Below are 20537 nucleotides of genomic sequence, written 5' to 3' on the forward strand. Positions count from 1 at the left end.
AATGGTAGTAGGGTAGTGAGAGCACCCTCTTTCACTATTCACTATTCACTATTCACTATTCACTATTCACCCATTCACGCGCCTTGCATCGCTGACGCTCGAATTGTCCTTTAGCTGCGACAGCAGCCGGTTCAAGTGCTTGAGGTCCCACACTTCAAGATCGATCAGCATTTCGGTGAAATCGGGCGCGGTGCGCACCATCGACAGAGTGTGGATATTGGCGTCGTTGGATGCGACGACCTGTGCAATGTCGGCCAGCGAACCCGGCGCGTTGATGGCGGTGACCGAGACGCGCGCCGGGAACCGCTCCTTGGTGCGCTCGTCAATATCCCAGCGCACGTCGATCCAGCGCTCGGGCTGGTCGTCAAAGGCCTGCAGCGCCGGCGACTGGATCGGATAGATGGTGATACCGGTTCCCGGCTGCACGATGCCGACGATGCGATCGCCTGGCACTGCCCCCTCCGGCGCGAAGCGCACCGGCAGATCGCCGCGCACGCCGCGGATCGGCACCGCGTCGTCGCGCGGCTGGTTCTTGTCCTTGCGTGCGGCGCGGCCCGGAATCTGGAACAGCATGCCGGCGGCGTTGCGGATCTTCGACCAGCCCTCCTCGCGCTGCTTGGGCGCGACCAGCGTGACACGCTCGTCCTTGTAGTCGGGAAACACCGCCTTCATGACATCGGTGGAGGCAAGTTCGCCTCGGCCGACCGCGGCCAGTACATCCTCGATGTCCTTGCGCGCCAGCCGGTGCAGCACCGGCTTCAGGCTTTCCTTGGTGAAGGTCTTGCCAGAGCGTTCGAAGGCGCGCTCCAGAATGCGGATACCGAGACCCGAATATTGCTTGCGAATGGCGTTCTTGGTGGCGCGGCGGATGGCCGAGCGTGCCTTGCCGGTAACGACCACCGATTCCCACGCCGCCGGCGGGACCTGCGCCTTCGAGCGGATGATCTCGACCTCGTCGCCGTTCTTCAGCTCCGTCATCAGCGGCATGATGCGGCCATTGACCTTGGCGCCGACGCAAGTGTCGCCGACGTCGGTGTGGACGGCATAGGCAAAGTCGATCGGCGTGGCGCCGCGCGGCAGCGCGATCAGCATGCCCTTCGGCGTGAAGCAGAATACCTGGTCCTGAAACAGTTCCAGCTTGGTGTTTTCGAGGAAGTCCTCGGGATTGTCGCCTTCGGCAAGCTGCTCGATGGTGCGCCGCAGCCAGGCATAGGCATTGGTTTCCTTCGAGATCGCATGGGCGGCACCATTCATCTTGCCACCGGTATCCTTATAGATCGAATGAGCCGCGACGCCGTATTCGGCGATCTTGTTCATTTGATAGGTGCGGATCTGCAGTTCGACGCGCTGGCGCGACGGGCCGACGATGGTGGTGTGGATCGAGCGGTAGTCGTTCTGCTTCGGCGTCGAGATGTAATCTTTGAAGCGGCCGGGCACCATCGACCAGGTGGTGTGGATGGCGCCGAGCGCGCGGTAACAGTCCTCGACGGTATCGACAACGACGCGAAAGCCGAAGATGTCGGACAGTTGCTCGAACGACAGCGCCTTGGCCTCCATCTTGCGGAATACCGACCACGGCTTCTTCTGCCGGCTCTTGACCTCGGCCTTGATCGAATATTTGTCGAACAACGTGGAGAGCGCCTTCTCGATCTCCGACAGCACGCCCTTGTTGCGCTCGAAGATTTCGGCCAGCCGTGCGGTGACGGCGCGGTAGGCTTCCGGATTGATGAAGCGGAAGGCAATCTCCTCCAGCTCCTCGCGCATGCCTTGCATGCCCATGCGGCCGGCCAGCGGCGCGTAGATGTCCATCGTCTCTTCGGCGATGCGCAGGCGCTTGGCTTCCGGCACATGGTCGAGCGTGCGCATATTGTGCAGGCGGTCGGCGAGCTTGACCAGAAGCACGCGCACGTCTTCCGAGATCGCCAGCAACAGCTTGCGCAGGTTCTCCGCCTGCTCGGCCTTCTTCGAGACGAGGTCGAGCTTCTTCAGCTTGGTCAGGCCCTCGACCAGCTTGCCCATTTCCGGGCCGAACAATTCGTCGATCTCGGCCCTGGTCGCCGTGGTGTCCTCGATCGTGTCGTGCAGCAAGGCAACGGCGATCGTCGCCTCGTCCATGTGCATTTCGGTGAGGATGGCGGCGACTTCGAGCGGATGCGAGAAATACGGGTCGCCGGAGGCGCGTTTCTGGTGGCCATGCTTCTGCATGGCGTAAACATAGGCCTTGTTGAGCAGCGCCTCGTTGACGTCAGGCTTGTAGCGCTGCACGCGCTCGACAAGCTCATACTGACGCATCATGGGCGGGATCTCGCAATGCTGAAATGAATCATGCGCCGCACTGGCGTACGGCGCATGTCATAGATAGCCACGAAACTGCCGACGCGAAAGTGTCGGCAGTTGTCGCTAAGATCAATAATCGTCGCTTTTTTCCGGCGGCACCAGGCCTTCGATGCCGGCCAACAGGTCTTCTTCGGTCATGCGATCGAAGGTGACGTTGTCCTCGGCGTCGTCGGCATCGGTGGCTGCAACGGCGCTGCCGGTCTGGTCGGCAATCGCCTCGCCATCGGCTTCCGGCTCATCGACCTCGACATGCTTCTGCAGCGAATGGATGAGATCTTCCTTGAGGTCGTCCGGCGACAGCGTCTCTTCGGCGATTTCGCGGAGCGCAACGACCGGGTTCTTGTCGTTGTCGCGCGGTACGGTGATCTGCGCGCCCTGGCTGATCTGACGGGCGCGGTGGCCGGCCAAGAGCACCAGCTCGAAGCGGTTGTCGACCTTGTCGATGCAATCTTCAACGGTTACGCGGGCCATGAGTTGCCCCTTTCATGCCTGGATTTGATGGAAAACAGGCGCGGTCCATAACCCGAACGCCGCCAAAATACAAGCTTTTATGGCGGTGCGCAGCTCTGACGCGGGCCGCCTGCGACGACACAGCGCCGATCACAATTGCTTGCGGTGCGGCATGGTGCCTTGGATTGCCGTAAAACTGGCGTTATCTCGAACGATGAAGGCCAACAGGTCTATTATCAGACCGGCCGATAGTCGCCACGCATTTAGACGACCGCTTATTTCGAAAAAGGACATTTTCCATGTTCGATCCTCGTGAAAAAATCGCTCTCTTTATCGACGGTGCCAATCTCTACGCCACCTCGCGCGCGCTGGGCTTTGACATCGATTACCGCAAACTTCTGGCGAGCTTCCAGAAACGCGGCTATCTGCTGCGCGCTTATTACTACACCGCGCTGGTCGAGGATCAGGAATACTCCTCGATACGGCCGCTGATCGACTGGCTCGACTATAACGGCTTCAAGGTGGTGACCAAACCGGCCAAGGAATTCACCGACTCGACCGGCCGGCGCAAGATTAAGGGCAATATGGATATCGAGCTGACCGTCGATGCGCTCGAGCTTGCCGATGTCGTCGACCATTATGTCATCTTTTCGGGCGACGGCGATTTCCGCACGCTGGTCGAGGCGCTGCAGCGGCGCGGGCGCAAGGTGTCGATCGTCTCGACCATGGCTTCGCAGCCGCCGATGATCTCCGACGATCTGCGCCGCCAGGCCGACCATTTCATCGACTTGATGACGCTTAAGAATGAAGTCGGCCGCGATCCGTCGGAGCGGCCGGTGCGCCGGCCCGAACCGGCCGAAGTCGACGAGGAAGACTATTGACGGTCGTTGCCTTGACCGCGCCCCTGGTCGTCTCCCCCGAACCCGATCGCGATTGCCCGCTCTGCCCGCGGTTGCACGACTTCATCGCCGAGTGGCGACGGCGCGAGCCGTCCTGGTTCAACGCGCCGGTGCCGACCTTTTTGCCGCCGGAAGGCGAGGATGCAGTGCGTCTGCTGATCGTCGGGCTGGCGCCTGGACTGCGCGGGGCGAACCGGACGGGGCGCCCCTTCACCGGCGATTTTGCCGGCGACCTGCTCTACAACACGCTGATCGCGCACGGCTTTGCGCGCGGCGAATTCAAAGCGCGACCGGATGACGGGCTGGAGCTTGTCGGTACGGCGATTACCAATGCGGTGCGCTGCGTGCCGCCGGACAACAAGCCGGTTGGCGCCGAGATAGCGACCTGCCGGACGTTCCTGGTGCCGACGATCGCGCGATTTCCAAATCTGCGCGCTGTGCTGGCGCTTGGCTCGATCGCGCACCAGTCGACCGTGCGGGCGCTCGGCCAACGCGTTGCAGCCTATCCGTTCCGGCATGGTGGGCAGCAGCAGGCCAATGGCATCACGCTGTTTTCCAGCTATCATTGCTCGCGCTACAACACCAATACCGGCGTGTTGACGGAAGCGATGTTCGTCAACGTCTTCAGTCAGATAGAAGCTTTTCTGAAGACATAGAGTCGGGCGACGCCCGCCAGGGCACGAGCCCTAGATTCGGGCGATCGCGAACAACCAGGCCGGGAGATCCAGCAACCACAGAAACAGTGCAAGCTGCAGCGCGACGCGCAGGCGTTGGATGATCCGCCAATTGCTGGCCATGTCGGATTTGATGCGCAGCGCAAGCGCTCGGTGCATCCCGTCCAGGGTTGCGGGAGGGTGCTGATCGACGAAGTCCTGGAGCAGCTTCTCTGGATCGAAACGGAACGTATAGTTATAATACGGCCACACCATAATCGCGACCAGCAGCCCGATAAGAAAAAGCAATGTCAGCGCCAGCCAGTCCCAAGGCCCCACGCCATCCAGGAGCGCCCTGCCTCCGAGGAGAGAACTCGCGAACGCGGTTGCGAAGATCAGATTGCCGGCGCGCGTATTGAGACTTTCAACCACGCCCTGCTGGTGCTGGAGGCCACGCACCGCCTCCGCATAGACAAATGCCAGGCGGGGGTCGCCGCCGTCCGTCGCAGCAGGCGGGGCGTTGCTGTCATTGGTTGATGAAGGGCGCTCCGGCATCAAATGTACTTAGCACGGCGCCGCCTGCGATATGAATAGCCACATGGGGAACGCTTCGTCGCTCTGTCTTCGGGCCATCGAGGGTGTTTTGGTGGACAGGAATAGCGTCAATCCGACGCCGTCGCTTCAGGCGCTGCGGCAAACAATGCGGCCAGCGTCGCAGGTCCGCCCTGGAGAACATTCAGGTCGACGTCGCCGCTGATGCCGTCGACGCGGCCCCGGTTGTGATACTGCCAGTAGATCCAGTTGTCATGGCCCGGCCGCAGCGCCAGCGAACGCAGCCAGCGCGGGCGGCTGGCTAGCTGCCCGGCATAGGCTTGCGCCGCCTCGTCGGTCACATAGAGGATCGCCGTCTTGCCGAACGCCGCCTCGACCGGGCCGAGGAAGGCGGAGAGTTCGGCGCTCAGCTGTTCGGGAGTTGGCCGCTGCGGGCAATTGCCGCCGAACTCGATGTCTACCACCGGCGGCAGCAAAGGCTGATCGTGCGGCACCACCGAGATGAAGTTGCGTGCCTGATCGGCACCCGGTCTGCAGAAGGTGAAGAAATGATAGGCACCGACGGCAAGACCGGCGGCGCGGGCCGCGCGCAAATTGGCGGCGAAGGCATCGTCGACATGATCGCCGCCTTCCGTCGCCTTGATCACGGCGAAGGCGACATCGTCGGCGGCAACACGCCGCCAGTCGATCTGCCGCTGATGATGGGAGACGTCGATGCCCCTGACCGGATATTTGCCGCGATCCGGAGAAAACGTCTGGAAGTAGGTATAGCCGCCGGCCAGAACGAGGCCCGCCACGAGCAGACCGGCCGCGCCCCATAAGACGATCCGGTTTTTCAAACGAGACCTATCCCTTTTGGTCCGCCCTGCCCGCCGCTATGGCTCCGGGCGTTCGTCGCTCGAAAAGCCAAATCGCTGGCTTTTTTTCCGCTTCGCGGACCGCCCCTCACCCTCGCTCTTTCAGCAGCCGGCCCTTCTCGCGCGACCAGTCGCGCTGCTTTTCGGTCTCGCGCTTGTCGTGCAGCTTCTTGCCGCGGCCAACGGCGAGCAGCAGCTTGGCACGGCCTTGGTCGTTGAAGTAGATCTTCAGCGGCACCAGCGTCATGCCTTCGCGGTCGACGCTTTGCGCCAGCTTGGCCATCTCGCGCTTGTTGAGCAGCAGTTTGCGGCGGCGGCGCGGCTCATGGTTGAAGCGGTTGGCCTGCAGATACTCCGGCAAATAGGAGTTGATCAGCCAGATCTCGCCGCCCTCGACCGAGGCGTAGCTGTCCTGGATATTGGCCTGGCCCTGGCGCAGCGATTTCACTTCCGTACCGGTCAGCACCAGGCCGGCCTCGATCGTGTCGAGCACCTCATAGGAAAACCGCGCCTTGCGGTTTTCCGCAACGGTCTTGTTGTTGGGATCGGCTTTTCTGACTTGATTCATGATGCGGAGAGGTGGCGCCTCGTCCCTAGTTTATCAAGCCGGCGTGCTTCATCGCCGCGTCGATCTTCTCGGCGGTCGACGGCTCGACCGTCATTAGCGGCGAGCGCAGCACGTTCTCGACCTTGCCCAGCTTCGACAGCGCATATTTCGCGCCGGAAACGCCGGGCTCCATGAAAATCGCCTTGTGCAGCGGCAACAGACGGTCCTGCAGGTCGAGCGCCTTGGCGCAGTCACCGGAAAGCGTTGCCTCCTGGAATTCAGCGCAAAGCCTGGGCGCGACATTTGCCGTCACCGAGATGCAACCGACGCCGCCATGCGCGTTGAAGCCGAGCGCCGAGGCGTCTTCGCCGGAGAGCTGGATGAAATCCTTGCCACAGGTGGCGCGCTGCTCCGAAACCCGCTCGACCTTGCCGGTGGCATCCTTGACGCCGACGATGTTCTTGAAGTCATGCACCAACTGGCCCATCGTCTCGGGGCTCATGTCGACCACCGAGCGCGGCGGAATGTTGTAGATGATGATCGGCAGGCTGGTTGCCTTGGCGACGGCGGCGAAATGCGCATAGAGGCCGCGCTGCGTCGGTCTGTTGTAATAGGGCGTGACGACAAGGGCCGCGTCGGCGCCCGCCTTCTCGGCATACTGGACCAGGCCGACTGCCTCATCGGTGTTGTTGGAGCCGGCGCCGGCGACGACCGGAACCCGGCCTTTGGCGACCTCGATGCAAACCTTGACGACTTGGCGGTGCTCGTCATGCGACAGCGTCGGCGACTCGCCGGTGGTGCCGACCGGGACCACGCCCGTCGTGCCTTCGGCGATCTGCCAGGCGATGAACGCGCGAAAGGCTTTCTCGTCGAAACGGCCGCTCTTTTCGAACGGTGTGACGAGCGCGGTCAGCGAGCCTCTTAGCATGTCGTCCAACTCCTTGGGACTAGCGCATGACCCCGAAAATCGCAGTCGATTTCGGAAAGGATCATGCGCCAAATTTAAATTGCTACAGCGTCCTTTGCGCGTCTGAGAAGACGCGCGGCGCTGTAGGTGTTTGTCGTGCGCGCCTTCTAGCCGAAAGCGAAGCGGCGCACCATAGTCTCGACATTGTTGCGCGGCAAGCATTGCGCCAGCAATTGCAATTCGAACGACCTCGATAAGGTTTTCTTTACGGGCCCTTCATCACAGACGAATAGACTGCAGTTCATCTGTGCCAGTGGTAGCATCGAAGAATAGGAAATGACCAAATCCATGCCGACCAGGCGGCCTCATCTTTTCGCGCTTCTCGGCGCGATCGTTGTGCTGATCCCCGGCGCGGCGGTCGGCGGCAGCGTCGATGGGCAGGTCACGTCGGCGATCCCGATGACGGAGCCGCAGAACGATGCACTGCAGCAGTCCCCTTCGCCATCCGCCAGCGTCGCGGCGCTGAAGAGCGGTCTCGATGCGCTGGCGGCAAACGACATTCAGCGCGCGCGCCAGGTGCGCGAAGCGCTGCCGGCCAAATCGCTCGATCGGCACATCCTTGCCTGGGCGATTGCGCTCTATGGCGGCGACCAGGTGCCGAGCGGCGACATCGCCGATGCGGCAAAGATGCTGCCGAACTGGCCGGGCACGATCGCCTTGCGCAGGAACAGCGAGCGCGCGCTCTATCGCGAGAATCCCACGCCGCAGGTCGTGGTGCGGGCGTTCGACGGCAGCCAGCCGCTGACCTTCGAGGGCGTGGTGATCCTTGCGCGCTCCTATGTAGCGCTAGGCAATACCAAGGCGGCGCGCTCGGTGCTGTCGCCATTCTGGCGCACCGAAAAGCTCGAAGCCAGAGACGAGGCGGCGGTCATCCGCGAGTTCGGCGCGCTGATCCCGGCCGCCGACCATCGCTTCCGCATGGAGCGCATGTTCTATGCCGATAGGGTCGCTTCGGCGCTGCGCGTCGCCGGTCTCGCCGGCGCCCAGCAATTGGCCGATGCCTGGGCGGCAGTCACCAAAGGCGACAAGAACGCGGCCATGCTGCTGAAGGCGGTGCCGGCAGCGCAGCGGGCGGCCGGCTATCTCTTTGCCGAAGCCGAATATCTGCGCAAGCAACAGAAATTTTCCGACGCCGCCGCGCTGGTGCTGAAGGCGCCGGGCGACCGCGACGCGCTGGTCGATCCGGACGCCTGGTGGGTCGAACGCCGGGTGCTGTCGCGCGAGCTGGTCGACCAGGGCGACATGAAGACCGCCTACAGAATAGTCGCCGCGCATGCCGCCGAAAGTCCCGCCAATGCTGCCGAGGCGGAATTCCATGCAGGCTGGTACGCGCTGCGCGGCCTCAACGACCCGAGCACCGCCGCCAAGCATTTTGCGCAAATCGCGGAGCTCGCCCAAGGGCCGATGTCGCTGTCGCGCGCCTATTACTGGCTCGGCCGTGCCGCCGAGGTCGGCGGTCCCGGCAGTGCCAAGGATTATTTCAGCCGTGCCGCCAGCTACGGCACGACCTTTTACGGCCAGCTCGCCGGCGAGCGTGTCGGCCGGCAGACCCTCAACATCGTCTACCCCCAACCAAGTGCCGCCGATCGCCAGAATTTTGCCACCCGCGAGGCGGTCAGCGCCATCGAGCGGCTGCAGCAGGCAGGCTATGACCGCTATGCCGAAACCCTCTACCGCGACCTTGCCGGGCAGTTGAGCAGCCCCGGCGAACTGGCGCTGCTTGCGATGCTGGCGGAAAGACAAGGCAACCATTTCATGGCGCTGAAGGTCGGCAAGATCGCCGGCGCACGTGGCATCGACGTCGGCGCGCTGTCGCATCCGCTCGGCGTCATTCCCGACACCGCCAACATCTCCGGCTCGGGCAAGGCGCTGGCCTATGCGATTGCCCGTCAGGAAAGCGAGTTCAATATCGGCGCCGTCTCCAGCGCCGGCGCGCGCGGACTGCTGCAGCTGATGCCAGGCACCGCCAAGCAATTGGCGAAGAAGGCCGGCATGACTTTCTCGCAGGCGCGGCTGACCACCGATGCCGGCTACAATGCGACGCTGGGCGCTGCCTTTCTCGGCGAGCAGCTCGGCCGCTTCGACGGCTCCTACGTGCTGACCTTCGCCGGTTACAATGCCGGCCCCACCCGCGCCGCCCAGTGGGTGGCGAAATACGGCGATCCGCGCGGCAAGGACGTCGACGCCATCGTCGACTGGATCGAGCGGATTCCCTATACGGAAACAAGAAGTTACGTCCAGCGCGTGATGGAGAACTACGAGGTCTACAAGATGCGCATTTCCGGCAAATACGACATTGTCGGGGATCTGGTGAACGGCCGGGGTTAGCCTTTCCTTCTCTCCTTGTGGGAGAAGGTGGCCGAGCGAAGCTCGGTCGGATGAGGGGTGCTCCAGCTTGGTTCCGACAGCGCTCCGTCCAACACCCCCCAACCGTCTCGGCGCTAACGCGCCGATCCACCTTCTCCCACAAGGAGGGAAGGAAGAGCCCCCGATTTGACCGCCCCTGCCCTCGCCTGTAGCAGTCGCAAACGATCTGACAGCAGCACGGAATCGAGTGTACATGCCAAACGACGAAGGCTTCTCCGATTTCTTCTACGCCGCGCCGGACGGGCTGTCCCTGCACGCCCGCATCTACGGCGAAGCGAATTCCGGCCGCTGGCCAGTCGTTTGCCTGCCCGGCCTGACCCGCAATTGCCGTGACTTTCACGAATTGGCGCTTTATCTGTCGGCGCAGGCGAAGCGCAACGTCGTCGCCTTCGACTATCGCGGGCGCGGGCAGTCCGCCTACGATGCCGATATCGGCCATTACAATATCGGCATCGAGGCGGGCGATATCCTTGCCGGGTTGGCGGCGCTGAACATCGAGAAGGCAGCCTTCATTGGGACGTCGCGCGGCGGACTGATCATCCATGTGCTCGGGGCGATGCGGCCGGCCGTGCTGAAGGCCATCGTCTTCAACGACATCGGCCCGGTGATCGAGTCGCAAGGTCTCGCCCATATCCGCTCCTATCTCGACCTCGCGCCAAGGCCGAAGACGTACCAGGAGGTGGTCTGCGGCCTGCGCAGCACCCATGGCGGGGATTTTTCGGCGCTGACCGATGCGGATTGGGAGCGGATGGCATCAGCCCTCTACCGCGAGACCGAGGAGGGATTTCTGCCCGATTTCGATCCGAAACTGGTCGAGACGCTGGCGGGGCTCGATCCCAGCCGGCCGCTGCCCGATCTTTGGCCACAGTTCGACGCACTGGCGGCCATCCCGATGCTCGTCATACGCGGCGCCAATTCGAAGCTGCTGTCCGCTGAAACGCTCGAGCAGATGCGGACGCGCCATACCGATATCGAGACGATCACCGCCGACGGCCAGGGGCATGCACCGTTTTTGGAGTCCGGGATCCTGCCGGGCAGGATCGCTGGTTTTTTCGATCGAGCGGAGCGGCGGGGTGGCAGGAAGTAAAGCTCGACCGAGCGAAGTAATTCACGCGCAGGTTTTGCGTCGGTCAAAGCATTCCGACGGCCGTTGACAGTTCCGGAATTAGCGGTGAAATAATTTTATCGATGTCGGCGCTGCCCCTCATCCGCCTGCCGGCACCTTCTCCCCGTATAGCGACGGGGAGAAGGGTGGTGTCTGCAACGCTGGGGATTAGCGAAATCTTTCGCAAGGGCGCCTTTCTCCCCGTCGCTATACGGGGAGAAATGCCCGGCAGGGCAATGAGGGGCAGCGCAACCCTGAGCGGCTGGCTGATATCTCACGTCAGATCCGTCAGGATTTGGCGCTTCTCTTCGCTGGCTTTGGGGCCTTGCTTGCGGCCGGCTCGCCTTTTGGCCCTCGCCTTGCCGGAGGTGGAGCAGACAAAGCGCTTGCACCGCCGATGTCCGAGCCACCGGACCGAGGCGTTTCCAGCACGGTGACGCAGCCGTCGAGGTCGTTGGTGGCCAGATGGGCGTAGCGCATGGTCATCGACAGCGTCTGGTGACCGAGCCACATCTGCACGCGCCTGATGTCGATGCCGCCCTGGACGAGACGCGAGGCGCAAGTATGGCGCAATATATGCGGCACGACCTGATCGTCGGCGCCAAGCCCGACTTCGGCCTTAGCATCGTTCCAGATGGCGCGAAACTGCGCCTGGCTGAGCTTGGTGAACGGGCCTTTGGGCCGGCGGCCCTCGGTGGCCGGCAGCTTGATCACCTCTTTTACCCGCTCGGTCATCGGAATGGTGCGGCTGCGGCCGGATTTGGTGATCCAGAAACTGACGCGGTGCTCCTGGATATCGTTCCAGATCAAACCCAGCGCTTCGCCGAGGCGGCAACCGGTGTCGACGAGAAAGACGGAAAGCCGATAAGCGTCCTCGCTGCGGCTCTTGATGGCAGCGAACAGCCGGGCCTCCTCGTCCCTTTCGAGGAAACGAATCCGTCCCGCCCGCTCCTTCTGGCGGCGGAACTCGGGCAGGCTGTGGATATCTCCCATCTTGTGAGCCTTGCGCAGCAGTTTGCTGAGGGCAGCCATCTTCCGATTGATGGTTGCGTTGCTGTTGCCGCGCTGGCGCAAGGTGCCGATAAGATTGTCGAGGGTGCTTTGGTCAAAGGCGCTGAAACGCTCCCCAAGGAGGATCTCGTCTATTTCGCCGATGAAGGAGCTGACATTGTATTTATGCCGCCCGTCATCCCAAAGTATGTCCCGGTATGCTGAAAAAAGTTCTCCGATCCTGTGCGACTTTACTTCTCGTATCTTGTTGTAACTGTATTTTATTTTTGCAGTTTGAGAAGAAAACATCGAAAAATGATCAGAGGTTCCTCCCTCTTGAATCGCATCGTTCGTCATTATTCGCCACACCCCCGAGTGGATAGGCCTAGACCTACCTGCTTGGCGGTGCCCTTTCAAGAGTTTTAAGCGTTGCGGCCGATTTCATCCACCAGTGGCGGATCCCAACGACATCGTTCCACAACCCTGTTCAGCTACCGAACCCCCTTTTCCTTCTGTTTGCGACCAGTCGCGAAAACAAAAACAGCCCGGGCGTTAAGGCGCCCGGGCTGGATTTCACTTGCCTTAAGTCCAGCCCTTAGAACGAGCGCTGGAAGCGGAGGAAGCCGCCAACGGCGTTTTTCTTGTCGCCCGGGATGCCGGTCCAGTTGTATTCATAACCGGGCAGCGAGTCGCTATCGATGTGGTGGCTGTTATGAGCCCAGTCCACTTCGGCCGTGATCGTCATGCCGGGAACGATATCGTAGGCGATATTGGCCGCGACGCCAGCTTCCTTGGCTTCGTCATACGACGCCTGCAGGTTGAACGAGGTCTTCTCGTTGATGGTGTAGGTGCCACCACCCCAGACTGCCCAGTTACCGCCCCACTGCTTGTAGAAGTTGCGCGGGAGATTGTCGTCAGAGCCGTAGCCGGCCATCAGGAACAGCGACAGGTTCTGCATCGGCGTCACGTCGAGGCGAACCTTGCCGGCCCATTCTTCCAGGCTGCTGTCATAGGCAACAACACCGCTGATGGAACCCCAGCCCTGCGTGTACTTCACGCCGCCAACGATATACGGAACATAGCTGTCGACCGAGTCGTGACCGAGAGTGGTGGCAGTATTGGCGCTGTTAAGGATAAAGCCTTCACCGGTTTCCAACGAAGCCACGGCCGAGAAGCCGTTGCCGGCATCGAAGTAGTACTGGACGACATTGGTGTCGAAGCCGCCGTAGGGAACGATCGTATCCTGGATGACGTTGCCGGCGTAGCCGGTGAACGTGTTGAAGGCTGTTTCGTCCTTACCGACGCGAAGACCACCGAGCTGGATCCAGGCGAAATTCAGCGAAACGCCTCTGCTACCAAACCTGGAAAAGTGCTCGTCGAACCCAGGCACGTCTTGATAACCGGTTCCCCAGTTGAAGCGGGTCTCGGTGTAGGTCTTCAAGGTGCCCATCTCGGTTTCCTGGCCGGTGTAGGTCCTCAGTGTGAAGCGAGCCTGCTTGTAATAGCCGTCGTTGACGTTGTCTTCACCATCCAAGGCATCCGACAGGTCCTGGTACCTGGCGCCGTCGAACGAGCCAGCCTGGCCCACGGAGATGTCATAGCGGACATAGCCGCCGATGCGCAGGCAGATTTCGGTGCCGGGGATGTAGTAGTAGCCAGCGCCGTAGACGTCGCAGATCTTGACGTATTCAGCGGGTTCCGGCTCGGCGACGACGACGGCGTCGGCGGCGCGCGCACCGGAAACTGCGATCAGTGCCGCAGCGGAGCCGAGAAGAAGGCTCTTGATGTTCATTTTCTGACCTCCAGTCAGAATCGGGACGGAGGTCGGCGAAAAGCAACTCGTTGGGTTCGTTTTTATTTATATTTCAAATAGATAGGTCCTAAGGCCGTCAGCGAGGCTCTGTCGGCCAAAAACGTTTACTCGCAAAGGCCTTGCCCGAACCGGTCTTGAAATATCGCTCGAGTTGCCGTGCGTTGGCCTCGGTTTCAACCCCGATGTAGGCCTTCAAGATTGCAGCCAGATAAGCCTTAGTCGAAGTCACATAGCCTGATCGGTGCGAATCAAAACGGCGTCGAAGATCGTTGATCGATCCGACATAGACATCGCCGTTACGGAGTTGCAGAAAATAGACGTACCACATGGTCCCCCTACGCTACTTCGTAGCTTCGGGCGACACCCTACGCCCAAAATGCGGTTTCGGGTGGTCTGCCACCCGAAGCCCGCAGGGCGTAGGGTGGCGGAGAGGATGGGATTCGAACCCACGAGAAGCTTTTGACCTCTACTCCCTTAGCAGGGGAGCGCCTTCGACCACTCGGCCACCTCTCCGTTGCGCCGGTGGATAAAGAAAAGCGCCGGCACAATCAACAAGCTGGCGCTATTATCCTTGAAAAATCGACCCTTCGCCAAAGCGCCGCCCGGCGATGTGGCGATTCTGCGGCAATTCCCTGGTTCGCGACTCGGGCCATGGTCACATTTCAGGCCGACCATCGCCGGAATCCGCCGTTTGCTACGGCTTGCGAAGGGCTGTTGGTTAACGGGAGCTTTCGGAGTGAGGCCAAATCGTGTCATTTGTGCAACAACGCTGGGGTATAGCGCCAACACAAACCTTTTGCCGGTACGATCGTGGTTGAACGCCGCCGTCTCATGGGTAATGTCGGGTTTGAAGGAGCGGCGCGGTGCGCATCTTTTTCGGTAGTGGGGATGGGGCAGGGAACGCTGTCCTTCAGCAAAGAATACCCAGACCCGTTTTTTAACTTTTGACTGGAGGTCAGAAAATGAACATCAAGAGCCTTCTTCTCGGCTCCGCTGCGGCACTGATCGCAGTTTCCGGTGCGCGCGCCGCCGACGCCGTCGTCGTCGCCGAGCCGGAACCCGCTGAATACGTCAAGATTTGCGACGTCTACGGCGCTGGCTATTTCTACATCCCCGGCACCGAAACCTGCCTGCGCATCGGCGGCTACGTCCGCTATGACATCGGCATCGGCGACGTCGGCTCATTCGACGGTGCAAAGACCACCGATCAGCAGGACGGCGACTCGCAGGATACCTACTACAAGCACGCCCGCTTCACGCTGAAGACCTGGACCGGCCAGGAAACCGAGCTCGGCACCTTGAAGACCTACACCGAGACGCGCTTCAACTGGGGTAACCACAACGATTACCTTGATGACAACTTCAATGGCGGTACGAGCGTTTCGCTGAACTTTGCCTGGGTCCAGCTCGGTGGTCTGCGCGTCGGCAAGGACGAATCGGCCTTCGATACCTTCATCGGCTACGCCGGCAACGTCATCCAGGATACGCTGGTCCCCTACGGCGGCTTCGACACCAATGTCGTCCAGTATTACTTCGATGCCGGCAACGGCTTCTCGGCCGTGGCTTCATTGGAAACCGGTTCGGGCAGTGCCGCCGCGGATCCTGGCATTTTCCAAGACAGCAACAGCGGCAATGATTCCATCGACAGCTATGTCCCGTATGTCGTCGGCGGTATCAAATACACACAGGGCTGGGGCTCGATCACCGGTGTCGCCGCCTATGACAGCACCTGGGAAGAGTGGGCCGGCAAGGTTCGCGTCGACGTTACGCCGATACAGAACCTGACGCTGTTCATCATGGCCGGCTACGGCTCTGACGACAACATCGACCGCAACTTCTACAAGCAATGGGGCGGCAACTGGGCAGTCTGGGGTGGTGGCACTTACACCATAAACGAGAAGACCTCGTTCAACCTCCAGGCGTCGGCTGACGATGACAAAAACTACGGCGTCGCCGCGAACATTGCCTACGATATCGTTCCCGGCTTCACGATCACTGCCGAAGTCGATTGGGCCCGCGACGGTCAGTTTGACAAAGCCTACGATCGCAACTGGACCAATGCCGACGACAAGGACAGCGTCGGCGGCATGCTCCGCTTCCAGCGCTCATTCTAACAGTCCGAGCTAGATTGAGATTGAACCCGGCGGGCAACCGCCGGGTTTTTCGTATCGGCGCGACGCAGCTGTCAACTCTCGATGCATAATGCAGGCTGCTGCTGAGCAGCCGATCGCAGGGCTGGTCGAATGCAATGCTCGCTCCGCACGCTTGTTCGTGCAAAGAAAAACTTGGGCCGATCTGAAGAGCTGGCCTACCGGATCAATGTATCTCGACAGCAAGTCACGATCGACCTCGGCCGATCGGGCGCATCCTACTTGTTCAAATTTCAGCCAGATCGCCCAAGGCGTCAATCAGCGGCTGAATTGCGCTCTCATACTTTTTCCAGCGTTTGACGGATGAACTATAGATCGGCTGCCGGACCTGCCAGCGGCTGGGGGTATTGACCGATCCGCTCCTCTCGAAAAAGCGCAGGCAGGAATCGTCCCAAGGCAAGCCGAGATGATCGATGAGACGGCGCGATTGCGTCTCCTGATCCGCAACCAGCGTCTCATAGCGGCTTTCGAAAATACGTCCGGGAAAGACCTTGTCCCAGTGCCGCATCAAGCGATCATATTCGCGGTAGTACAACCCGAGTGTCTCAAGGTCGGCGTTGTAGCCGTGGTCCTTGGTGAAATGCAAGACGAAGCAGGAGACGCAATTGTCGATGGCATCGCGCCGGCAATGAATGATGCGTGCGTTGGGAAAGAGAATTCCAATCACGCCGATAAACTCGAAGTTGTGCGGCATCTTGTCGACGATGCGGGGCTCGGCAGGCGCGTGCTGGCGCAGATAAGACAGGTATTCTTCGGCCAGTGCCCTCGAATGATCCCTCGTCATCGACATAATCGAACTGCGCAGGTCCTCATCCGACAGTATTCTAAAGCCCATCGAGTTCGCGATTCGCCGCAGCTTCGTAAGCTCCCCGGCGCCATGGACATCCGGATGGCTCGCGCAGATCTGCTCCGTCAGCGTCGTCCCCGACCGGGGCATGCCCAGCACAAACACAGGCACTTCAGACGGACTGCCGTGGCCAGCCTTGGCTTCCAATAGTGACGGGCTGAAAATCTCGATCATGGAATCGACGCTTCGGCGGTAGTACTCCAGGTCGAAATCGTGACCAGCGGCCTTTTTCGCCCTCTTGAAGTGATCTATCGCCTCTTCATAGCGCTGAAGATCGTTCAGCACTTTGCCTGCCGCGTGGTGAAGCTGCGATGCAGCAACGGGTTCGAGCCTGGGATTGGAGAGTTCGCGCAGGATAGAGTCGAGCTCGGCAGGTTTTTCGGTGAACTTTTGCGTGTCGACCAGGTAATTGTAGGCTGCCCCAACATCGACGCGACGTTCTATTGCCTGATCGAGATAGGCTCTGGCTTCGTCCATGCGGCCGAGGCTGGTGAGCGCACCAGCCAGACCAATCCGGACCATGGGATGGTCGCCGTTGATCTTTAGCGCCTTCTCGTAAAGGGGCAAAGCCATCTCGGCCTTGTCGAAGTTGACGTAGGCACGCGCCAGTCCGCAAAGCGCTTCCACCAGATCGGGTTTCAATTCGCAGGCGCGCTGCAGGTGCCTGATCGCAAGCAAGCTGTCGCCAAGCTTCAGACCGGCCTCTCCCAGGCTAAGGTGGAAATATGGATTCTGAGGCGTCTGGCTTACTGCCCGCGCAAAATATTTGAGAGCCAACTCGTCGTCGATACCGAGCCCCAACGTGCCGAGGATGTAGAGCGAAAGCGGGTGGTTGGGCGTGCGGGCGAGAACGCGATGGCATAATTCCTCCGCCTCCGGGAGCCGCTTGGCTTGCTGAAGTTCGAGCGCCTGTCGCAGCAGCATGTCGTCAGCTTGCGCGCGCGAGGGCGATTTCACTTTCGACGGCTGCACTTTCGGCGCCGAACGGGACTTTATGTGTTTGGACCAAGCGGGCGGCAGTCGGTTGCTCATCATGTCTCGCTAGCAAAATGGTCCGGGAGAATCCAGCCTGGCCTGAAGGGCTGGCCTATCCTGTCGGGCGCCCTCCTTGTTCAAAGTTCGGCTAGGTCGCCCAAGGCGTCAATCAGCGGCTGGATCTTGCTCTCATAATTTTTCCATTGCTTGATGGACGAGTTGTAGATGGGTTGCCGAACCTGCCAGCGACTGGCCGTGTTGACCGAACCGTCATTCTCGAAGAAGCGCAGGCAGGCATCGTCCCAGGGCAATCCAAGATGATCGATCAGACGGCGCGATTGTGCCTCCTGATCCGCAACCAGCGTCTCGTAGCGACTTTCGAAGATGCGTCCCGGAAAAACCTTGTCCCAATGTCGCATCAGGCGATCATATTCACGATAATACAGCCCGAGCGTCTGCAGGTCGGTGATGTAGCTGTGTCCCTTGGAGAAATTCAGGAAAAAGCATGAGAGGCAATTGTCGATGGCGTCGCGGCGACAGTGAATAATCCGCGCGTTGGGGAAAAGAAGGCCTATGAGACCGACCAGTTCGAAATTCTGGGGCATTTTGTCGACTATGCGAAGTGCGGTCGGCGCACGCTCACGAAGGTAGGACAGGTGCCCCTCGGTCAGCATCTTGGCTAGGTCGGGGGTGATCGGCACGATCGATTGGCCCAAGCCCTGTGCCGAAAGCCTCGTAAGGCCGACAGCATTTGCAGTTCGTCTTAGCTTGCTGAGTTCTCCTGCGCCGTGAACATCCGGGTGGCTCGCGCAAATCTGCTCGGTCAGGGTGGTCCCCGAGCGGGGCATGCCCAGTACAAACACGGGCACTTCCGATGGGCTTCCATAACCCGCCTTGGCAGCCAACATATCCGGGTTGAAGAACTCGATCGTGGAGTCGACCCAGCGGCGATAGGTTTCCAGATCGAACTTATAGCCGGCGACCTGTTTGGCTTTCTTGAAATGATCTATCGCGTCGTCGTAGCGCTTAAGGTCGTTCAGCACCTTGCCGGCAGCGTGATGAAGTGTCATCGCACTGTCCGGGTCAAGCTTTGGGTTGCCAAGCTCGCGCAAGATGGACTTAAGTTCCGCCGGCTCTTCAGTGAATTTGCGCGTGCGCACAAGCTCATTATAGGCGGCTGGCATGGCTATGCGACGTTCGATCGCCTCTTTCAGATAGATTTCGGCTTCGTCCATGCGGCCGAGACCGATGAGGGCGCTGGCCAATCCCGCCCGAACGCGAGGATGATCGCGGTTGATCTTGAGCGCTCTCTCGTAAAGCGGCAGAGCCATGTCAGCCTTGTCGAATTCGACGTAAGCGCGTCCCAACGCGCAAAGCGCTTCCAGCAAATCCGGCTTCAGCTTCAATGCTTGCTGAATATGCGTGATTGCGGGCGAATATTCGCTGACCTTCAGATAGGTTTCACCCAGACTAAGGTGGTAATAGGGGTTTCGAGGCTCCTCGCCGACGGCTCGCGCCAAATATCGCAATGCAATTTCATCGTCGAGCCCGATGAATAGCGTGCCCATGATATACAATGCCAAGGGATGGTTGGGCGTGCGCTCCAGCACGCGACGGCACAGTTCCTTAGCCTCGGCCAACCGCTTGGCCTGCTGAAAGTCATATGCCTGTTTCAGCAGCATGTCGTCAGCCTGCGCCCGCGACAATGGTTTGGCTTTCGGCGGTTCCACTTTCGGCGCCGAGCGGGACTTTATATGTTTGGACCAGGCGGGCGGCAGTCGGTTGCTCATCATGTCTCGCTAGCAAAATGATCCGGGAGAATCCAGCCTGACGTGCCCGCCTGCCGCGGAACTTGCGCAGGCCAAGCTGGCAGGCTAGCAAGAAGGCCCCCTTTCGAACGAGCCCTATCATGCGCCTGCGCCCTCCCCTTACGCCGCTCATCGACGCGCTTCCCTCCACGGTACCGTTTGTCGGCCCGGAGGCGCAGGAGCGTGATCGCGGCCGCGCCTTTCGCGCCCGCATCGGCGCCAATGAGAGCAGCTTTGGCCCTTCGCCGCGCGTCGTTGCCCGTATGGCCGAGATTGCCGGCGACATGTGGATGTACTGCGACCCTGACAATCACGATTTGAAGGTAGCCGTGGCCCGGCATCTCGGTGTCGGCGCCGAAAACGTCGTCGTCGGCGAAGGCATAGACGGGCTGCTCAGCCTGGTTGCGCGCATGTATGTGGCGCCGGGCGATGCGGTGGTGACCTCGCTCGGCGCCTATCCGACCTTCAACTTTCATGTTGCCGGCGTCGGCGGCCGGCTGGTCGCAGTGCCCTACGAGAACGATCGGGAAAACCTCGACGGCCTGCTGGCGGCAGTGGCCAGGGAAAAGGCGCCACTGGTCTACCTGTCCAATCCGGACAATCCGATGGGCAGCTGGTGGGAAGCCGCCGAGCTCAGCCGCTTCATCGAAGCCTTGCCGGAGACCACAATGCTGGTGCTCGACGAAGCCTATGGCGAATTAGGGCCAGCCTCAGCGCTGCCGCCGATCGATGTGGCGCCGCCGAACGTCATCCGCATGCGCACCTTCTCCAAGGCCTATGGGCTGGCCGGCATACGCTGCGGCTATGCGGTGGCCGAGGCCCAGGTGATTCGGGACTTCGAGAAGATCCGCAACCACTATGGCGTCACCCGCATGGCGCAGATCGCCGGTGTCGAGGCGCTTGCCGATCAGGCCTGGCTGGATAGCGTGGTGGCGCGGGTCGCCGCCGGCCGCCGGCGTATCGCCGCAATAGCCGAAGCGAGCGGGCTGAAGCCGCTGGCTTCGGCGACCAATTTCGTCACCATCGACTGCGGCCGCGACGGCGCTTTCGCACTGAAAGTGCTGCAGGCGTTGTTGTCACGCGACGTCTTCATCCGCAAGCCGATCGTGCCGGTTCTCGACCGCTGCATCCGGGTCAGTGTCGGCCTCGACCACGAGCTCGACATCTTTGCCGAGGAACTGCCTGGCGCACTGGCGGCAGCGCGGGGGAACTGAAGAGCG

General features: G+C 60.9%; 17 protein-coding genes and 1 tRNA gene. 6 read left to right on the forward strand and 12 right to left on the reverse strand.

The window, feature by feature from the left end:
- Positions 1-66: 66 nt before the first annotated feature.
- Together NKI16_RS13865 and rpoZ are read right to left on the reverse strand one after the other, a co-directional pair.
- Positions 67-2295 carry a RelA/SpoT family protein gene (locus NKI16_RS13865; RefSeq protein ID WP_352622544.1) on the reverse strand — a complete coding sequence of 743 codons (2229 nt, stop codon included), beginning with the start codon at positions 2293-2295 and terminating at the stop codon, positions 67-69.
- 111 nt (positions 2296-2406) lie between these two features.
- On the reverse strand, positions 2407-2808 hold the full coding sequence (gene rpoZ, locus NKI16_RS13870) for a DNA-directed RNA polymerase subunit omega (protein ID WP_023677773.1): 402 nt from the start codon (positions 2806-2808) through the stop codon (positions 2407-2409).
- A 278-nt stretch (positions 2809-3086) separates the two neighbouring features.
- Here rpoZ and NKI16_RS13875 point away from each other — a divergent pair, with 278 nt between their 5' ends.
- Positions 3087-3668 (forward strand): LabA-like NYN domain-containing protein, encoded by a 582-nt coding sequence (locus NKI16_RS13875; RefSeq protein ID WP_023677774.1) that lies wholly within the window; start codon positions 3087-3089, stop codon positions 3666-3668.
- Entirely contained in the window at positions 3665-4342 is a 678-nt protein-coding gene (locus tag NKI16_RS13880) for a uracil-DNA glycosylase (RefSeq protein ID WP_245274739.1), read from the forward strand. The genes NKI16_RS13875 and NKI16_RS13880 overlap by 4 nt, the downstream gene beginning before the upstream one ends.
- Before the next feature lie 30 nt (positions 4343-4372).
- Here NKI16_RS13880 and NKI16_RS13885 read toward each other — a convergent pair whose 3' ends face one another.
- The 4 genes from NKI16_RS13885 to dapA all read right to left on the reverse strand — a co-directional run bounded on the left by NKI16_RS13885 (position 4373) and on the right by dapA (position 7223).
- Positions 4373-4894, reverse strand: coding sequence for a hypothetical protein (locus NKI16_RS13885; RefSeq protein ID WP_352622542.1), 522 nt, complete (start codon positions 4892-4894; stop codon positions 4373-4375).
- 107 nt (positions 4895-5001) lie between these two features.
- The gene (locus tag NKI16_RS13890; protein WP_352569836.1) at positions 5002-5730 is read right to left on the reverse strand and encodes a GH25 family lysozyme; all 729 of its coding nucleotides are present in this window, start codon (positions 5728-5730) and stop codon (positions 5002-5004) included.
- A 106-nt stretch (positions 5731-5836) separates the two neighbouring features.
- Positions 5837-6316, reverse strand: a complete 480-nt coding sequence (gene smpB, locus NKI16_RS13895; protein ID WP_023768487.1) for an SsrA-binding protein SmpB — start codon at positions 6314-6316, stop codon at positions 5837-5839.
- A gap of 25 nt (positions 6317-6341) precedes the next feature.
- The gene (dapA, locus tag NKI16_RS13900) at positions 6342-7223 is read right to left on the reverse strand and encodes a 4-hydroxy-tetrahydrodipicolinate synthase (protein WP_352449009.1); all 882 of its coding nucleotides are present in this window, start codon (positions 7221-7223) and stop codon (positions 6342-6344) included.
- Between the two features lie 327 nt (positions 7224-7550).
- Here dapA and NKI16_RS13905 point away from each other — a divergent pair, with 327 nt between their 5' ends.
- Together NKI16_RS13905 and NKI16_RS13910 are read left to right on the forward strand one after the other, a co-directional pair.
- Complete coding sequence (locus NKI16_RS13905; RefSeq protein WP_352622591.1) at positions 7551-9590, forward strand: lytic transglycosylase domain-containing protein; 2040 nt, start codon at positions 7551-7553, stop codon at positions 9588-9590.
- 232 nt (positions 9591-9822) lie between these two features.
- Positions 9823-10716 (forward strand): alpha/beta fold hydrolase, encoded by an 894-nt coding sequence (locus NKI16_RS13910; protein ID WP_352622537.1) that lies wholly within the window; start codon positions 9823-9825, stop codon positions 10714-10716.
- 306 nt (positions 10717-11022) lie between these two features.
- Here NKI16_RS13910 and NKI16_RS13915 read toward each other — a convergent pair whose 3' ends face one another.
- The 4 genes from NKI16_RS13915 to NKI16_RS13930 all read right to left on the reverse strand — a co-directional run bounded on the left by NKI16_RS13915 (position 11023) and on the right by NKI16_RS13930 (position 14050).
- Positions 11023-12081 (reverse strand): tyrosine-type recombinase/integrase, encoded by a 1059-nt coding sequence (locus tag NKI16_RS13915; RefSeq protein ID WP_352795750.1) that lies wholly within the window; start codon positions 12079-12081, stop codon positions 11023-11025.
- Positions 12082-12319: 238 nt separating this feature from the next.
- Positions 12320-13516 (reverse strand): porin, encoded by a 1197-nt coding sequence (locus tag NKI16_RS13920; protein WP_352622535.1) that lies wholly within the window; start codon positions 13514-13516, stop codon positions 12320-12322.
- A gap of 97 nt (positions 13517-13613) precedes the next feature.
- Positions 13614-13865: a GIY-YIG nuclease family protein gene (locus tag NKI16_RS13925; RefSeq protein WP_352622533.1), complete on the reverse strand. Its 252-nt coding sequence runs from the start codon at positions 13863-13865 to the stop codon at positions 13614-13616.
- Between the two features lie 94 nt (positions 13866-13959).
- Positions 13960-14050, reverse strand: a tRNA-Ser gene (locus NKI16_RS13930).
- Between the two features lie 449 nt (positions 14051-14499).
- Here NKI16_RS13930 and NKI16_RS13935 point away from each other — a divergent pair.
- Complete coding sequence (locus tag NKI16_RS13935; protein ID WP_352622531.1) at positions 14500-15651, forward strand: porin; 1152 nt, start codon at positions 14500-14502, stop codon at positions 15649-15651.
- 262 nt (positions 15652-15913) lie between these two features.
- On the opposite strand, the gene NKI16_RS13940 is transcribed toward NKI16_RS13935, so the two are convergent.
- Both NKI16_RS13940 and NKI16_RS13945 read right to left on the reverse strand, forming a co-directional pair.
- Positions 15914-17566 (reverse strand): tetratricopeptide repeat-containing sulfotransferase family protein, encoded by a 1653-nt coding sequence (locus NKI16_RS13940; RefSeq protein WP_352922979.1) that lies wholly within the window; start codon positions 17564-17566, stop codon positions 15914-15916.
- Positions 17567-17646: 80 nt separating this feature from the next.
- Complete coding sequence (locus NKI16_RS13945; protein WP_352622527.1) at positions 17647-19299, reverse strand: tetratricopeptide repeat-containing sulfotransferase family protein; 1653 nt, start codon at positions 19297-19299, stop codon at positions 17647-17649.
- Positions 19300-19418: 119 nt separating this feature from the next.
- Here NKI16_RS13945 and NKI16_RS13950 point away from each other — a divergent pair, with 119 nt between their 5' ends.
- Positions 19419-20531: a pyridoxal phosphate-dependent aminotransferase gene (locus NKI16_RS13950; RefSeq protein WP_352622525.1), complete on the forward strand. Its 1113-nt coding sequence runs from the start codon at positions 19419-19421 to the stop codon at positions 20529-20531.
- The last annotated feature ends 6 nt before the right edge of the window (positions 20532-20537 follow it).

The sequence above is a fragment of the Mesorhizobium sp. M0698 genome, assembly GCF_040320455.1.
GTDB lineage: Bacteria > Pseudomonadota > Alphaproteobacteria > Rhizobiales > Rhizobiaceae > Mesorhizobium.

What these genes read in the sequence shown, in the direction of transcription:
- NKI16_RS13875 (WP_023677774.1), top strand. Translation starts at nt 3,087, where the DNA reads ATGTTCGATCCTCGTGAAAAAATCGCTCTCTTTATCGACGGTGCCAAT.
- NKI16_RS13925 (WP_352622533.1), bottom strand. Translation starts at nt 13,865, where the DNA reads ATGTGGTACGTCTATTTTCTGCAACTCCGTAACGGCGATGTCTATGTC.
- NKI16_RS13865 (WP_352622544.1), bottom strand. Translation starts at nt 2,295, where the DNA reads ATGATGCGTCAGTATGAGCTTGTCGAGCGCGTGCAGCGCTACAAGCCT.
- smpB (WP_023768487.1), bottom strand. Translation starts at nt 6,316, where the DNA reads ATGAATCAAGTCAGAAAAGCCGATCCCAACAACAAGACCGTTGCGGAA.
- NKI16_RS13905 (WP_352622591.1), top strand. Translation starts at nt 7,551, where the DNA reads ATGCCGACCAGGCGGCCTCATCTTTTCGCGCTTCTCGGCGCGATCGTT.
- NKI16_RS13935 (WP_352622531.1), top strand. Translation starts at nt 14,500, where the DNA reads ATGAACATCAAGAGCCTTCTTCTCGGCTCCGCTGCGGCACTGATCGCA.
- NKI16_RS13915 (WP_352795750.1), bottom strand. Translation starts at nt 12,081, where the DNA reads ATGACGAACGATGCGATTCAAGAGGGAGGAACCTCTGATCATTTTTCG.
- NKI16_RS13885 (WP_352622542.1), bottom strand. Translation starts at nt 4,894, where the DNA reads ATGCCGGAGCGCCCTTCATCAACCAATGACAGCAACGCCCCGCCTGCT.
- NKI16_RS13920 (WP_352622535.1), bottom strand. Translation starts at nt 13,516, where the DNA reads ATGAACATCAAGAGCCTTCTTCTCGGCTCCGCTGCGGCACTGATCGCA.
- NKI16_RS13910 (WP_352622537.1), top strand. Translation starts at nt 9,823, where the DNA reads ATGCCAAACGACGAAGGCTTCTCCGATTTCTTCTACGCCGCGCCGGAC.
- NKI16_RS13940 (WP_352922979.1), bottom strand. Translation starts at nt 17,566, where the DNA reads ATGAGCAACCGACTGCCGCCCGCTTGGTCCAAACACATAAAGTCCCGT.
- NKI16_RS13945 (WP_352622527.1), bottom strand. Translation starts at nt 19,299, where the DNA reads ATGAGCAACCGACTGCCGCCCGCCTGGTCCAAACATATAAAGTCCCGC.
- dapA (WP_352449009.1), bottom strand. Translation starts at nt 7,223, where the DNA reads ATGCTAAGAGGCTCGCTGACCGCGCTCGTCACACCGTTCGAAAAGAGC.
- NKI16_RS13950 (WP_352622525.1), top strand. Translation starts at nt 19,419, where the DNA reads ATGCGCCTGCGCCCTCCCCTTACGCCGCTCATCGACGCGCTTCCCTCC.
- rpoZ (WP_023677773.1), bottom strand. Translation starts at nt 2,808, where the DNA reads ATGGCCCGCGTAACCGTTGAAGATTGCATCGACAAGGTCGACAACCGC.